We start from the raw sequence: 12,448 nt of genomic DNA on the forward strand, positions 1-12,448 counted from the left end.
GATGCACGGCGATGGAACGGTATGGAGAATACGTGGCGATCCGGGTTTCGAACGCAACGTGAGGAGGTCCACGACGTCGCCCTCGACGTTGAAGGCAGGCTTCCGGAGTGGCTCGAGGGCGTGTTCGTCAATAACGGCCCGGGACAGTTCGAGGTCGGGGAGACCCCGCTCCAACACTGGTTCGACGCGTTGGCGATGCTGCGCGGATTCCGGATCGAGGACGGGTCGGTGCGCTACACGAATCGTTTCGTCCGGAGCGACGACTTCCGCGTCGCGCGCGAACAGGGGCGTGTCCGTCGCTCCCTACCCGGCACCCCTGCCGACGGCTCGGCGTTCGAACGGCTCTATCGGGCACTGTCCGGCGCGTTCCAGGACAACCCCTCGATCGGCGTCGTCAGACTCGACGGAACACTCTATGCCGTCACCGAGAGTCCGATAGGCTTCGAGATTGATCCAAAGACACTGGAAACGACGGGGCAACGCGACCTCACGACGGGATTGAACAGCGACATCACGCTCGGCCACACCCACGCCGAGGACGGCGTTCAGTGGGGACTGAGCGCCAGCTTCGGGAACGAGAGCAGCTACACGCTCTTCCGTCGGACGGGTGACTGCGATGCCACCCCGGTCAGTCGACTCGTCTTCGACAACCACCCGCCGTACGTACACGCATTCGCACTGACTGAACACTACGCCGTCGTCCCGGAAGCTCCGTTCGGCGTCGATTTCCGCCGACTCCTGTTGGGGACGCTCCGCGGCGCGACGTTTCTCGACGCCGTCGGACCTAGGGAGGCTCCACCGCGGTTCCACGTCCTCGACCGCTCGACGGGCGAGCGCGTCGCCGCCACCCGGGCAGACCCGTTTTTCGTCTACCACTTCGCCAACGCCTACGAGGACGGCGACGCAGTCGTCGTCGACTGCGTGGCGTATTCTGACTCGACGGCTATCACCGGGTTGACGCTGTCGAATCTCCGTCGAGACGACCCCGACCTTCCACGTGGCGACTTCGTCCAGTTTCGACTTCCGTTGGACGGCGGCGACGCGGAGCACAGGCGCCTCCTCCGTGGCCCCGTCGAGTTCCCGACGATTCACTACAGCCGGTACAACGGCCGCCGGTACCGCTATGCGTATCTGGCGGCGACCGACTACGGAGCCCTTCCGACGGCAATCGCGAAGGTCGACTTGGACGGGCCGACGACCGTCAGATGGTCCGAACCAGATCTCCACCCTGGCGAACCGATTTTCGTCCCGGCCCCGTCACCGGAAACCGAAGACGACGGAGTGTTGCTGTCGGTCGCGCTCGACGGACACGCCGACCGGTCCGTGTTGCTCTGTTTTGACGCCGAAACGGTGACCGAGTTGGCGCGCGCACCGCTGCCTCACCGTCTCCCCTACGGGTTCCACGGGCAGTTCTACGGTGCCACCGATAGGGGGCGGTCGATGGCCTGACCGGATAGGAGTTCGCTACCGCGACGATGCACGCTTCCACAGGTCGCTGGGCAGCCATCGAAACAGCCGACGCGACCGTCATCCATTCCCGTGGTTTGTCCTGGAACAGATTCGCTTATATCTCGGGGAATGGGCTTGTCTAGACATGGCCTCTGGAGTCCACGTACAGATAGAGACGAGCGACGTGACCGACTGTCCCGTGTCTTCACTGAGCGAGACCTGTGCAATCGAGTCCGTGCAAGTCAGCCCGTGTCCTACATCGGAGACATCGGGCGTTATTGGCGAAGTAACAGTCGATCACTCGGAGGATACAGAAACGAAACCACAATCCGTCGACAAAGTGTTCGATAACGGCTCGACGTCCGTGTATCGATACACCCAGGACAGTGCCTGTCCGTGTACACGTGTTCCGAGTCACGGCTGTCCCGTCCGCGATATCAAGGCAGACTCTGGACGGCTCGTTCTCTCCTTTATCGCGTCGGATCTCGAGACACTGCGGACGGTTATCTCCGATCTCCAGTCGTGCTGTGCCGACGTTACGGTTCGACGCCTCACTCGATCCGGTGAATCCGATGAGGAGCGCTCGCTGCTCGTCGTCGACCGGAGCGAGTTCACGGACCGCCAGTACGAGGTGCTCGAGACGGCACACAAGATGGGATACTTCGACTCACCGAAGAACGCGAAATCCGAGGCGGTCGCCGATGAACTCGGCATCTCAGTGCCCACCTTCGTCGAGCATCTCTCGGTCGCACAGACGAAGCTCTTGGATCAGATTCTCTCGGTCTGAGTCGTTGGTGTGGGCTATTTTCGTCTCCTCCATCCAATCGCTCGTCAAGACAAGTCCATTGTTACCTCTCACCATGGGGCTTAAATAAGGCCGAGTATCTTAGCGATAGACGGTATTCCGGTTCCGCGGCAACTGTGCATAGACGCAATGCCCCAGACGATTTATCAGGACATCGGCGGACGAGACGCGGTCGAAGCGGTCGTCACCGATTTCTACGACCAGGTCCTCGCAGACGACCAGCTAGTACCCTACTTCGACGGAATGGACATGGACGAACTACGCGCCCATCAAGTCCAGTTCATCAGTGCAGTTGCCGGCGGTCCCGTCGACTACACCGGCGATGACATGCGCGACGCGCACGCTCATCTCGACATCGACGAGGACGATTTCGACGCCGTCGGACGTTATCTCGAATCAGCGCTCCGGATGAACGGGGTCGACGAGGACAACGTCGAGGCGATTATGTCCGAGGTGCGCTCGCTCAAAGACCCCGTTCTCGACCGGTAACACCCTCACGCGTCAGACTATTACGAGTGACTGCGGTCGATACTCCAAATTTTCAGCTATACCCTGCTTCTCATCCTTCACTCGTCGACGATGACGAACGTATCGTCGAGTCGGTCGACGAGATTTCTCGTGCTCTTTTTTGATAGATTCACACCGCCCTAGCGTGTCCTGAAGGTCATCGTGAAATCCTTCTACCGGCTGTGCAGGGCGAGTGCCTCAGGGCTCAATCCCGAGGTACTTCACGCCACGAACCAGCCCAGCCTTCGATGACTAGAACTCCACATCTCATTCTCTGTAATAGGCGATACGGTATCGGGTCTCGCTACTGGTGGAGTCAAAATCGAAACCACGGGACGAGAACCGATTATGAGAATTCTCCGCCGCCGTCAAGCCGCCGAACCGGATTCATAATCGGCCTCAACGTCCGCAAGGAGACTGTGAACCAATGGTGAAAGCGGAGCTAGGAAAACGAATTGGAAGAGTGCGAAAACCGGCTGAAACCGCTCAAATCGCGGGCGAGACGCTGTCTAAGGATCCGTGTGCTGGATAGTGTCGCGTGCACTGCCTAGAATAGACCGGGTCTCAATCTTCATAATCGGTTTCCGTCCGGCGATTACAGTACTCGAAGGCGCATCACTCTTGGCGCAAGCGCTAACAGCAAAACCACCAGACGCAACCGCCCTCGCTCATAGACGCTACTCGCGAATCCAATCAGTAATCTCGTTCTCTCCGCTCTCAGCACCTTACTCCGTTCTCAAACACACCACACAGTCCTTCTTGCGGGCGCGAACGCCGATTATGAACTATCATCGGACTTCGCTCAGCGCGGTAGAGGGCCGTACGACGGCCGAGCGGCCGTGACGACGATTAGGAATCAGACTCCGTCTCGAGGCGGTCGCGCAACCACTCAATCGGATACATCGCCGTCATCCCGGGCGTATCGAGACGGAACTGCTGTGGCGGCGTCGTCTTGCTGTAGGTCTTCTCGACGCGTGGCTCGCCCTCGGGCGGCTCGTTCAGTGCATCGAGGACGTCGTGGCCTGCCGACTGGGTCATCACCACCCAGAGCGCTTCCTCGACATCGCAATCGGCGATCTTATCGAAATCGTCGGGTACCGCTCGTCGGACGTCGTGGTTGACGCGCTCGGCCTCCACCGCGACGACGATACTCCCGTCTGCATCGAGTCCCGCGATATCGAGAAGGCGCTGCTCGTCGATATCGTAGTAGGGCACGACCTCACTCACGGCCGATTCGAGGTCGTCGACGTACGCGTTCTCGAGATGCTGGCGAGCGACTTCGATCGCGAACACGTGCTGGCTGGACTCCTCCAAGTCGCCCTGACCGTGGCCGTAGTCGACGCCCTGCCGATAGCTCTCCCCGATAACGCTCCGGCCATCGGGCGTCACTGTGTACAACCGATGCGGATGGTCGGTGTCGTGACTCAGGAGATCAGCGTCGATGAGGTCCTGGACGGCGTCGCTGTCGATGCCGACGTACTCCTGCAGGCGGAGCATCGAATCGTACAACAGGTCGTACTCCAGCGAGTCGTACCGTAACTGCTGGGCGTTGTACACCGCTTGCAGGAACATGAGCTGGTGATCCGACCACGCTGCGTCATCGCGCTCCTCGGGCGTGAGCTTGAGGTTCAGGTCGCAGATCGGGATGTCGTCGCGGTCCACGGCGTCGAGCGATGAACAGCACGCGATTGCGCGTTCCATCCCCTCGATGCTCGGGTCGTAGCGGTTGTCGCAACTCGTACAGCGGAGGGCGTTCAGACTCGCGTCGTACTCGATACAGGAGGGCAGCCGCTTCGTGTGCGGTAACGCGGTGTCGACGCGGACCTGTGATTCGTCTGCGTTCGTGGGCTCCTCGTCTTCGCCGTCCTCCTCGACCGTCTCGGGTGTACCAATCGTCAGGCCCGCATGGAGGCGGGTTCGCTCGGACGCTCGAAACGTCGCCGACTGGAAGAGGACGGACTCGGTCTCCGAAAGCGGTTCATTACCTTCGGGATCGCCGGGCGGCAGCGGTGCGGACCTGACGAGGAACGGCCGTGGTTCCGGGTCGTCGAACGCAGCGGGCAGTTTCACCAGCCACTGCCCGCGCTGAAGCGCCCGCAGGCGGTTGCCGACCGTCTGAGTGTCCATCGACGCGGTCGAGAGGCGCTCGGCGAGCGGGCGGTCGATAGCGACGTTGCCCGTGACGAACGTCGAGATGTTGTTCAGGACCTCGTCGTAGGCTCGCTCGTCGAGTCCCCGCAACTGGGCGGGGAACTGCATCGCCAGCGTCACCGCACAGTCGAAACTCCGTGATTGAGCCAGTAAGTCGTTCAGGACGTCCGTGACGGCGAGGCTCGCGGCTTCCTCCAGATAGAGATTGACGAGCGGATGTTCAGTATCCGGCTCACGGCGGGCGCGCCGTCGGAGTGCCGTCCAGAGGTTCGAGAGGACGACGAGCGCGAGAACGCGCTGGGCTTCGGTGCGGAGGTCACCCGTGTCGAAGATGATGACGACGTTCTCGCTGAGGTAGTCCGCGAGGTCGAACTCGGGGTCACCTTCGTCGGGGACGTGGTCGAACATGCGGGCGAGGCGTTTGTCGACGGGAATCTTCTCCATGCGGTTGGCGACGCCTTGCATCAACTCGTCGAACGTCTGAGCGCGATTCGCGACGACGCCCCCGAGCATCCGCTCGAGGTCCGAATCCGAGACGGCGGGCGCGGACTGACGTTCGTGCATACGGTGGGCTGCACCGTGAAGCGACCGATGTGAGAACGCATCACTGCCGTGAACGGGGTCGAACATGGCCTTCACTAGATACCGGATGATGTCGGGCGACCGCACGGCCTGCTGGAAGCGCTCACGGCCCATGATCTGGGTGAGGATTTCGATGTAGTGGTCGACCCGGTCCTCGACGGCGGTCGTCCGCGTGACGCCCGCGGCGAGTTCGTCCTCGATATCGAAAAACGAGAACGCCGGGAGGACGCTCGCACAGTCGAAATAGAGGACGTCGTCGAGATGGCCGAACCGCGCGTAGTGAGCCCGCAGATAGTCCGTGGTCATGCCGTCGCCCTTCGGTTCGACGATGACGGTCGCGCCCTCGGTCGCCGCGTGGTTGTCGAGCAGGCCGTTGATCGCGAGCGTGGTCTTCCCGGAGCCGGTCTTGCCCAGTAGCACCGAGTGAAGCGGCTGGAACGCGGGCGGGAGCGAAATCGGCTTCGAATGGGGCGTGCCGTCCTGTGTGAGCGGATATCCCAGCAGGAAGCCGTCACCGCGGTAGGCGTCCAGTTGGTCGATGGGGGGCCGCGGGAGGGACGAGCGTTCGTCCGGCGTCGGCGCGAGTGCCCGTCTGCCCGCAGCCGTGAGCGCGCTTCCGTCGAGCAGGCAGAATCCCGGAGCTTCTGTGGCGTCGGCGACGATTGCCGGCGAGGACGTCTTCCCGGGGAGACGCGTCCGGATTCCCGTCGAGGGAGTGTGAGTTTCGCGACTCCGAATCGATTCGAGGAGTTGCTCTGCAGGAGTCGGTGACTGCCAGCGCGACCGGTCGTTCGTGTACGGTCGCTCGGAATCGGCCGGATGGGTTGTGGCGTCGATGGTGTAACAGGAGTGACCGAGCGGCGTCAGTGCCGACGACACGTCTTCGACGGGTTGTGTGGCCGTCGTGGCGTCGTCGGCGACTGCAACAGCACGAACGTTTACGTCGAAGCTGTGGCGGGCGTCCTTCGCGTCGAGTTCCTCGATGCGACGCGTGATTTCGGGTGGTCGGTCCGTCTGCGTGGACTCGTCCTGTGCGTCGGGGGGAACGAGCAGTTCCGAGACGGCGCGGCCGACGAGCGACTCCTCGCGGCCGTTGGCGAGTTTGTGCTGGCGCAGGTCGGCCTCGACCGTCCAGTCGTCTTTCGGGCGGAGCAGTATCTGGAAGACGACCGTCGCCTCGGTATCAGCGAGCGTTTCGACGACCGGGGCGAGCGGCGCGCGCGTCTCGCCATCGGTGGTGGTCGTGAAATCGCTGAACGGCGTGAGCTGGGTCTGCCAGTCCTTGCGGCGATCACCGCGACCGTGGAATTCGACGCCCCCGACGAAGCGGTCGTCGCGGTCAGCGTCGCTGCCATGTTCGCTCTCGGATACAGGAGTCGAGTCGGACGAGTTTTCATGTATATCGAGACTGAGGATATCGTCGAGAACGAGGTCGTAGTTGTCGAACTCGTAGCTGTCCGGAACGCAGTTCCTGAGAACGCCCTCGAGTGCTGTGGGGTCAGCGTCGTCGCGGTGGAGTGTGACGAAGTAGTCCAGTGGTTCGTCCGGTGTGGCGACGAGGAGCCATTCGATTGTTCCAGAATCGCCTCCTGATCCCGGTAGGAGTAGACGGCGCGTCGTCGACCGCGTGTCGTCCGATGTGGCGAGCGTGTGAAGTCGCTGGAATTGAGTGGTGGCCGCTTTCGGATTGATCGGGTCGGTCGTCGGGCGGATTCGCAGATACGGCGTTGGCTCTAATCTATCGGGCGTCGGCATGTGAATCACTGACGTGGATAACTTGTGGTCAGATGGAACGCAATCTTATAAATGTCTTTGTCAGGGTGAGAGAAGATGGTCGGCGTAACCATCCACGGTATCGGTAGGCAGATTGGTCTTTCATTCCTGAACTTCGATTCGCCTTCGTATCGCTCTACACGATTCGGAAACACCCATCTATCAGCTGATTATCCAATACTTCCCAGAGAAAACGGTAATTAAGGAACCGCTCTCGAACAAATTCCTTAGGAGGGCGTTCAGCAGTACGTTTTTGCAGTTGCAGATAATGATAGTATATATGGCCGAGCGCGACACGCGTCGGATTGCTCGCGATCTCATGAGCGAACCTCACATCCGTGGCCGACGAATCAGCGTCCGCCAGGTGTACGCGCTTGTTGAGGAACGTGGCGAGGCTCCCGAAGCCGTTGCCGACCGGTACGACCTTGACATGGCCGATGTCTATCACGCTCTCGCCTACTATCACGACCATCCACGTGAAATGCGGGAGGTAGAGACAGAGCGCGAGGAGGTCATCGAAATGTTCCGCAAGTCAATTGAACGCCCTGAGGGCGTCGGTCCTGACACGGCTTGAAATGAGCGAGTGGCGGTTTCTACTTGACGAGAACGTCGACCCGAAGACAGCTACCTATGTTCAAAAGGAGGGGCTGTACGCAGACCATGTCCGAGATACGCTAGGGCAGGGAGCAGATGATGAAGCCGATGTCTTGCCGTATGCAGCGGAAAATGGCCTTATTATCGTGACGAGTGATGTGAAAGACTTTGGCGACGTCCCAGCTGACGCTCATGCGGGTATTGTCCTACTCTATGACGATACGATGCCTGCTTATCGTGTCGCGTCGGCTCTCATTACGATGGTTGACGCCTACCCGAATCGGGAGGCGTTCGCAGGACGTGAAGAACTCGATGTGTGGGCAGGAGAATACTGAATACTTCGTATGCCTAATTAATTACGAGCGGCCGCTAGATTCGCCCACTGTATCGGACGGTCGCAGCGCACATGTACTGCGAACATGTAAATATCGAATTATTTCTAGTCGGAACTGGCTCCGATAGCGATTGTGCGATAGAGACGTATCCCTGACAACGATCATTCGCGGTCAAGCAAATCCGTGGTTGCTACTCGTTTTGCAGTGCATCTGCAATCGCTTCGAGCTCTGCCTTGCGAAAGGGCCGACCGGCCTGCTCGGGATTGTCGTCGTCCAGCTCCCCGATCTTCCAGAGGATACCGGCTCGCATCTGTGGCTTGGACGGCAAATCGTTCGTGTCGATATCGTAGCCCACTCTAGTACAGATGGCAGCGAGGGCTTCTTTGGTGAACGCCGTCGATTCGACGCGTTCGTATCTCCCCACTGCCTCTCGAATCTTGTTTCGGAGCTCGTCGACTGTCTGTGTCATAGCGGTAGTGGCGATGGGCTTCGTCGTGTAGATTCCGATTCCCTCATCAGTAGTAGGGTCGACGGCTGCCCGCACCGCGCGCCGCGTGCCACCGTCCGGTGAGCAAGCTCACCGGCGTCTCGTTCGCTCCGCTCACGAGACCTCCGCGTCGCTCGCGACCGACCATTCCGGGCGTGCGGCGAGCGAGCTCGCCGTTCCGGGCTAAAGTGCATGTGCCCTCGCGCCAGCGGGTAACCGCAGGGGGTTGCGCTCCGGTCGGTGCTCACCCCCCACGCTTACTCCGCTGGCCGCTCGCTCCGGGCGGGTCGGCGCGCGGTGCTGGTTGTATCGGCCTCGGTCGCTCTCGCTCGCGCCCAGCAGAGCTGGGCGAAGGCGCGAGCAAGAGCAGTAGAGCCGAGCCGTGAGACGACGCAGCGTTGTGCCTCATGTAGTGGTGAGTCTCGAAAAGACGCGGTAGTGGACGCGCCTTCGGAGCGTGGCAACTCCAATGAGTACTAGATACCAGATCGGTAAAGAGTGTTCGGTCGACGAATCGGCAGACAACCAGGACGACGAGCGCGGCGTGGTCGACGGCGCGGAACTGCGACCGACGGTCGAACTCGAACGACAGGCGACGATCGACTGCAATCACCCGGATGCGGTCGAGCGCGAGACGACGGACGGGCGGTTCGACGGACAGACGTTGGCGAGCGAGGAGTGGATTCTAGCAGAGGAGGCAGAACTGGAGCGGTACGCTGAACGAGCACGCGAGCGCGAAGCGTTGGGCGAGCGGCCGGAGATGGACAACCGGAACGCAGTCGGAGTGCAGGCACGGATGGCGACGAAGGCGTTCGAAGCGCGAACGCGAGCGCGAGCGGTCGGTCGGACGATTCCACCAGCCGAGGACCCGCGCGAGCGGTTGTCGCAGTCGGAGGTGGCTGCAGTCAACCAGTGTGCGCAACGGTTGACGGAGGTCGTGCAGAACAGGCCAAGTCGGGCGGCGTTCAGTCGACGGATCGCCGAGCGAGTGGAGCGCGGTGCGTCGGTGACGACGGCAGCTATCGGAGTGCGCGAAGACGTGGAGCGAGAGCCGGGTGTGATACAGGACGTCGCGTCGATCGAGCCGTGGCAGTACGAGGCGAGCGTCGAAGCCGAGGTCGCTACGCTGTGGTCGCCGAAATCGAGCACCCAGCAGCAGGTCGGGATGCTTGACGACGGGACAGGAACGATGAAGTTCACCGTCTGGAAGAAATCGCGTTAGGACGTCGTACTGCGTGAAGGCGACCGCGTGTGGATACAGGCGGCGAAAGTGAACCAGTATCGTGGACGGGCGACGCTGGCGGCGGACAGTCGGACGAGCATCGTGGTCCTCGAACGCGGTGATGGCGATGCGCCGGTGCATGGCGACTCCGAAGCGTCGTACGAGGGCGAGGTGTCGCAGAATCTGACCCGATATGGACGGGCTGTGAGAGGACGACGTAGGACGACCTGACCGTCGAACACACGCCTACTGCACACATCAATTATTATAAAATATAGGTTAAGTGAATCGAGCATGTTGAATGGACGTCGCCGACAGCAAAACGACACTGGCGATTACGAGCCTCAGTGAAGGTGCGACCGAACGGGTCTGGTTTCCGTTAGGCTTCCCGCCCTCGTTCGCCTGCTGGTGCCTCTTCCCTTGCCGCTCGCCGAGATGCCATCCCAAGTCCGATGAGGGAGAGTCCCGTGACAAGTACGTTCACACCAAACAGGACGCCCACTGCCCACACTGCAGTCGCAGGGAAGCCAATCCAGAGCATGCCAGCGAGGAGCAGCGAGATAATTCCGCTTCCCAGCAGCCATATCCATCCTCTGTTGTCGCGCCCGGCAATCGCCCAGCCAATCTCGACGATTCCGTCGACGAAGAAGAAGGCGATTGCGAGAATCGTCAGCGTCGCCAGGCCGACCACTGGGTTCGCCATGAACGAAATGCCGGCAATCCCGTAGAGAATTCCAAGTAGCACCTGCCAAAGTGCCCCCCAGAAGCTTCCCGCCGAGAATGCATGTCCAACATGAACGATTGCGCCGACGACCAGCAGTGCCCCGAGCAGCATCGATAACGACAATCCCGTAACGAAGGGGAAGAGTATCGCCAGAACGCCGAGGATCGAGATAATAGCCCCGACGGCTATCCCACCACGCACCTGGTCGGATTCCATTCTGCCAGCTGGCATTGCTGCGATGTAGTTCATGATTTCCCATCCCGTATTTGACGAGGAGAGTAAAATAGCCGAGATATTGTTTAGCGTTTTGAAATAAAGTAATTTATATTTCGCTGTGGAAACGGCTCCTTGACTCTGTGACATCCTCGCCCGGCGTGAACGCCAGGGCTTCCACCACGGGTGGAATACCCAGACTGGCTGGGATTGAGGTTTCAAGACGTGTGCGCGTCACCGGTCTCTGGCCCCGTCCCCGCTCCCACCGCTGGTGAGCTAGACGAACCCTTGTCATCGGAAGCCCGCTTTGCAGACGGGAGTTCCTCACTCGATGACGTGTCTTGGTGGGCCTGCCACTGGCCCCGCTCCGCGGCGAGTCATCGCCTGCTGATTTCCACGGCAGGCTCTCTCCCCACGGATTTAGCCGATTAGCGATGTTCGCAGCCACGTTCAAATCCGCTTGATACTCCAATACCCAACACTCATCGTTCGTACACCTGAACGTGCCCTGATGTGGCCTGTACTCGATGTGCTGACAAGCATAGCACATCTTGCTTCACGACGTGTCTCCCGTACGAGGACGGTCGTGGTGATAAAACGCCACGAGTCTGCGCAGCGAGTATCGCCGATAGTTTACGGTAGTTGGCGGTGACTTGTTCTCGATGGTGACTGTCGTGTCGAGCGGTGTAGCCCATCTCTGGCATCTCCTATGATTGTTCACCTGTGAATGGTTTTGGTATGCGAGCGTCTGGCGGGGGAATCGTTCGCAAAAATATTTACACAGAACTGAGTAAGTTTTTTCTACCCTCAGTTCCTACTCTGTAGTGATGAAAGAGAAAACGACTCAAACACAATTCGCTGCGTGCAGAAACCAAGGTGATCGACGATGATGTGGCAAGACATCGTCTTCCTTGCAGGAAACGTCTTCTCCCTCATCGCCCTCCTCCCCACTCTCCGCGACTCCATGGCAAACGTCCCCTTCAGCACGAGCTTCCCATCTGCGTTGATCGGCCTCGTCTACGCAACTGCGTTCGTCACCATGGGCATGGCACTCTCTGCGCTCGGCGCATTCCTTACCGGCAGTATCTGGCTGGCAATCGTCGCCCTCCGCTCGCCGAACCCACTACGTGACTCGTCCCCGACGTCGACGCCACAGACGGAAACCACGAACGCGACACACCCCGCCCCGTCGCACGCCGACTGATTCAGTTTCAGTACTGACGCGGCCTGTACCCTCCTTACCGACGCTACTGAGCAGCATCGCCGTTGACGGACGAGAACGATACTTGTCTGCTGAATACAGAGGGTGTATTCAGCGCGTGTATCCCATCAACTGCTGGGGGTTCCAGCAAAGCCCTTCTGATACATGTCGTGCCATGGCCGCCCTCGTTCGACGGCGGCGCTGGCGACCAGAACAGTGTCGTCTTCGTGGCAATCAACAAATCTGGTCCGGACTAGAAGTCCGTTCTCAAAGATCCCTGCGGGCTCACAGCGGTTGCGTTGTCGAGGCGCTCGGCGAACGTGCGCTGTTCGGCGACGTCGAGAAGCGTCTGACGATGTAGTGAACTACCCCACCTTACCGCGCTCGGGGCTACTCGCCCCTCGC

10 protein-coding genes are annotated in these 12,448 nt (G+C 60.4%); 7 read left to right on the top strand and 3 right to left on the bottom strand.

Going from position 1 to position 12,448, the window contains the following annotated elements; translation table 11 throughout:
• Positions 1–21 precede the first annotated feature (21 nt).
• The 3 genes from ACRYA2_RS01375 to ACRYA2_RS01385 all read left to right on the top strand — a co-directional run bounded on the left by ACRYA2_RS01375 (position 22) and on the right by ACRYA2_RS01385 (position 2,743).
• Positions 22–1,449 carry a carotenoid oxygenase family protein gene (locus ACRYA2_RS01375; protein WP_433623485.1) on the top strand — a complete coding sequence of 476 codons (1,428 nt, stop codon included), beginning with the start codon at positions 22–24 and terminating at the stop codon, positions 1,447–1,449.
• Between the two features lie 145 nt (positions 1,450–1,594).
• Positions 1,595–2,236 (top strand): helix-turn-helix domain-containing protein, encoded by a 642-nt coding sequence (locus tag ACRYA2_RS01380; protein WP_472850120.1) that lies wholly within the window; start codon positions 1,595–1,597, stop codon positions 2,234–2,236.
• Positions 2,237–2,383: 147 nt separating this feature from the next.
• Complete coding sequence (locus tag ACRYA2_RS01385; RefSeq protein ID WP_433623489.1) at positions 2,384–2,743, top strand: group I truncated hemoglobin; 360 nt, start codon at positions 2,384–2,386, stop codon at positions 2,741–2,743.
• 867 nt (positions 2,744–3,610) lie between these two features.
• Here the strand turns inward: ACRYA2_RS01385 and ACRYA2_RS01390 are convergent.
• Positions 3,611–7,249 (bottom strand): type IV secretory system conjugative DNA transfer family protein, encoded by a 3,639-nt coding sequence (locus tag ACRYA2_RS01390; protein ID WP_433623491.1) that lies wholly within the window; start codon positions 7,247–7,249, stop codon positions 3,611–3,613.
• Between the two features lie 298 nt (positions 7,250–7,547).
• Between ACRYA2_RS01390 and ACRYA2_RS01395 the strand changes: the two genes are divergently transcribed.
• Both ACRYA2_RS01395 and ACRYA2_RS01400 read left to right on the top strand, forming a co-directional pair.
• A complete protein-coding gene (locus ACRYA2_RS01395) occupies positions 7,548–7,841 on the top strand; it encodes a DUF433 domain-containing protein (protein WP_433623493.1) in 294 nt (97 codons plus the stop codon).
• A 1-nt stretch (position 7,842) separates the two neighbouring features.
• Positions 7,843–8,196: a DUF5615 family PIN-like protein gene (locus ACRYA2_RS01400; protein ID WP_433623495.1), complete on the top strand. Its 354-nt coding sequence runs from the start codon at positions 7,843–7,845 to the stop codon at positions 8,194–8,196.
• Positions 8,197–8,386: 190 nt separating this feature from the next.
• On the opposite strand, the gene ACRYA2_RS01405 is transcribed toward ACRYA2_RS01400, so the two are convergent.
• On the bottom strand, positions 8,387–8,665 hold the full coding sequence (locus ACRYA2_RS01405) for a hypothetical protein (RefSeq protein ID WP_433623496.1): 279 nt from the start codon (positions 8,663–8,665) through the stop codon (positions 8,387–8,389).
• Between the two features lie 487 nt (positions 8,666–9,152).
• Here ACRYA2_RS01405 and ACRYA2_RS01410 point away from each other — a divergent pair, with 487 nt between their 5' ends.
• Positions 9,153–9,905, top strand: coding sequence for a DNA-binding protein (locus tag ACRYA2_RS01410; RefSeq protein ID WP_433623498.1), 753 nt, complete (start codon positions 9,153–9,155; stop codon positions 9,903–9,905).
• A 379-nt stretch (positions 9,906–10,284) separates the two neighbouring features.
• Here the strand turns inward: ACRYA2_RS01410 and ACRYA2_RS01415 are convergent, their stop codons facing one another.
• The gene (locus tag ACRYA2_RS01415) at positions 10,285–10,878 is read right to left on the bottom strand and encodes an HdeD family acid-resistance protein (protein ID WP_433623500.1); all 594 of its coding nucleotides are present in this window, start codon (positions 10,876–10,878) and stop codon (positions 10,285–10,287) included.
• Positions 10,879–11,728: 850 nt separating this feature from the next.
• Between ACRYA2_RS01415 and ACRYA2_RS01420 the strand changes: the two genes are divergently transcribed.
• Complete coding sequence (locus ACRYA2_RS01420; protein ID WP_433623502.1) at positions 11,729–12,046, top strand: hypothetical protein; 318 nt, start codon at positions 11,729–11,731, stop codon at positions 12,044–12,046.
• Positions 12,047–12,448 lie beyond the last annotated feature (402 nt).

This window comes from Halomicrococcus pelagicus, assembly GCF_050954125.1.

Coding starts and splice junctions, on each gene's coding strand:
- ACRYA2_RS01375 (WP_433623485.1), top strand. CDS start 22: ATGGAGAATACGTGGCGATCCGGGTTTCGAACGCAACGTGAGGAGGTC.
- ACRYA2_RS01380 (WP_472850120.1), top strand. CDS start 1,595: ATGGCCTCTGGAGTCCACGTACAGATAGAGACGAGCGACGTGACCGAC.
- ACRYA2_RS01385 (WP_433623489.1), top strand. CDS start 2,384: ATGCCCCAGACGATTTATCAGGACATCGGCGGACGAGACGCGGTCGAA.
- ACRYA2_RS01390 (WP_433623491.1), bottom strand. CDS start 7,249: ATGCCGACGCCCGATAGATTAGAGCCAACGCCGTATCTGCGAATCCGC.
- ACRYA2_RS01395 (WP_433623493.1), top strand. CDS start 7,548: ATGGCCGAGCGCGACACGCGTCGGATTGCTCGCGATCTCATGAGCGAA.
- ACRYA2_RS01400 (WP_433623495.1), top strand. CDS start 7,843: ATGAGCGAGTGGCGGTTTCTACTTGACGAGAACGTCGACCCGAAGACA.
- ACRYA2_RS01405 (WP_433623496.1), bottom strand. CDS start 8,665: ATGACACAGACAGTCGACGAGCTCCGAAACAAGATTCGAGAGGCAGTG.
- ACRYA2_RS01410 (WP_433623498.1), top strand. CDS start 9,153: ATGAGTACTAGATACCAGATCGGTAAAGAGTGTTCGGTCGACGAATCG.
- ACRYA2_RS01415 (WP_433623500.1), bottom strand. CDS start 10,878: ATGAACTACATCGCAGCAATGCCAGCTGGCAGAATGGAATCCGACCAG.
- ACRYA2_RS01420 (WP_433623502.1), top strand. CDS start 11,729: ATGATGTGGCAAGACATCGTCTTCCTTGCAGGAAACGTCTTCTCCCTC.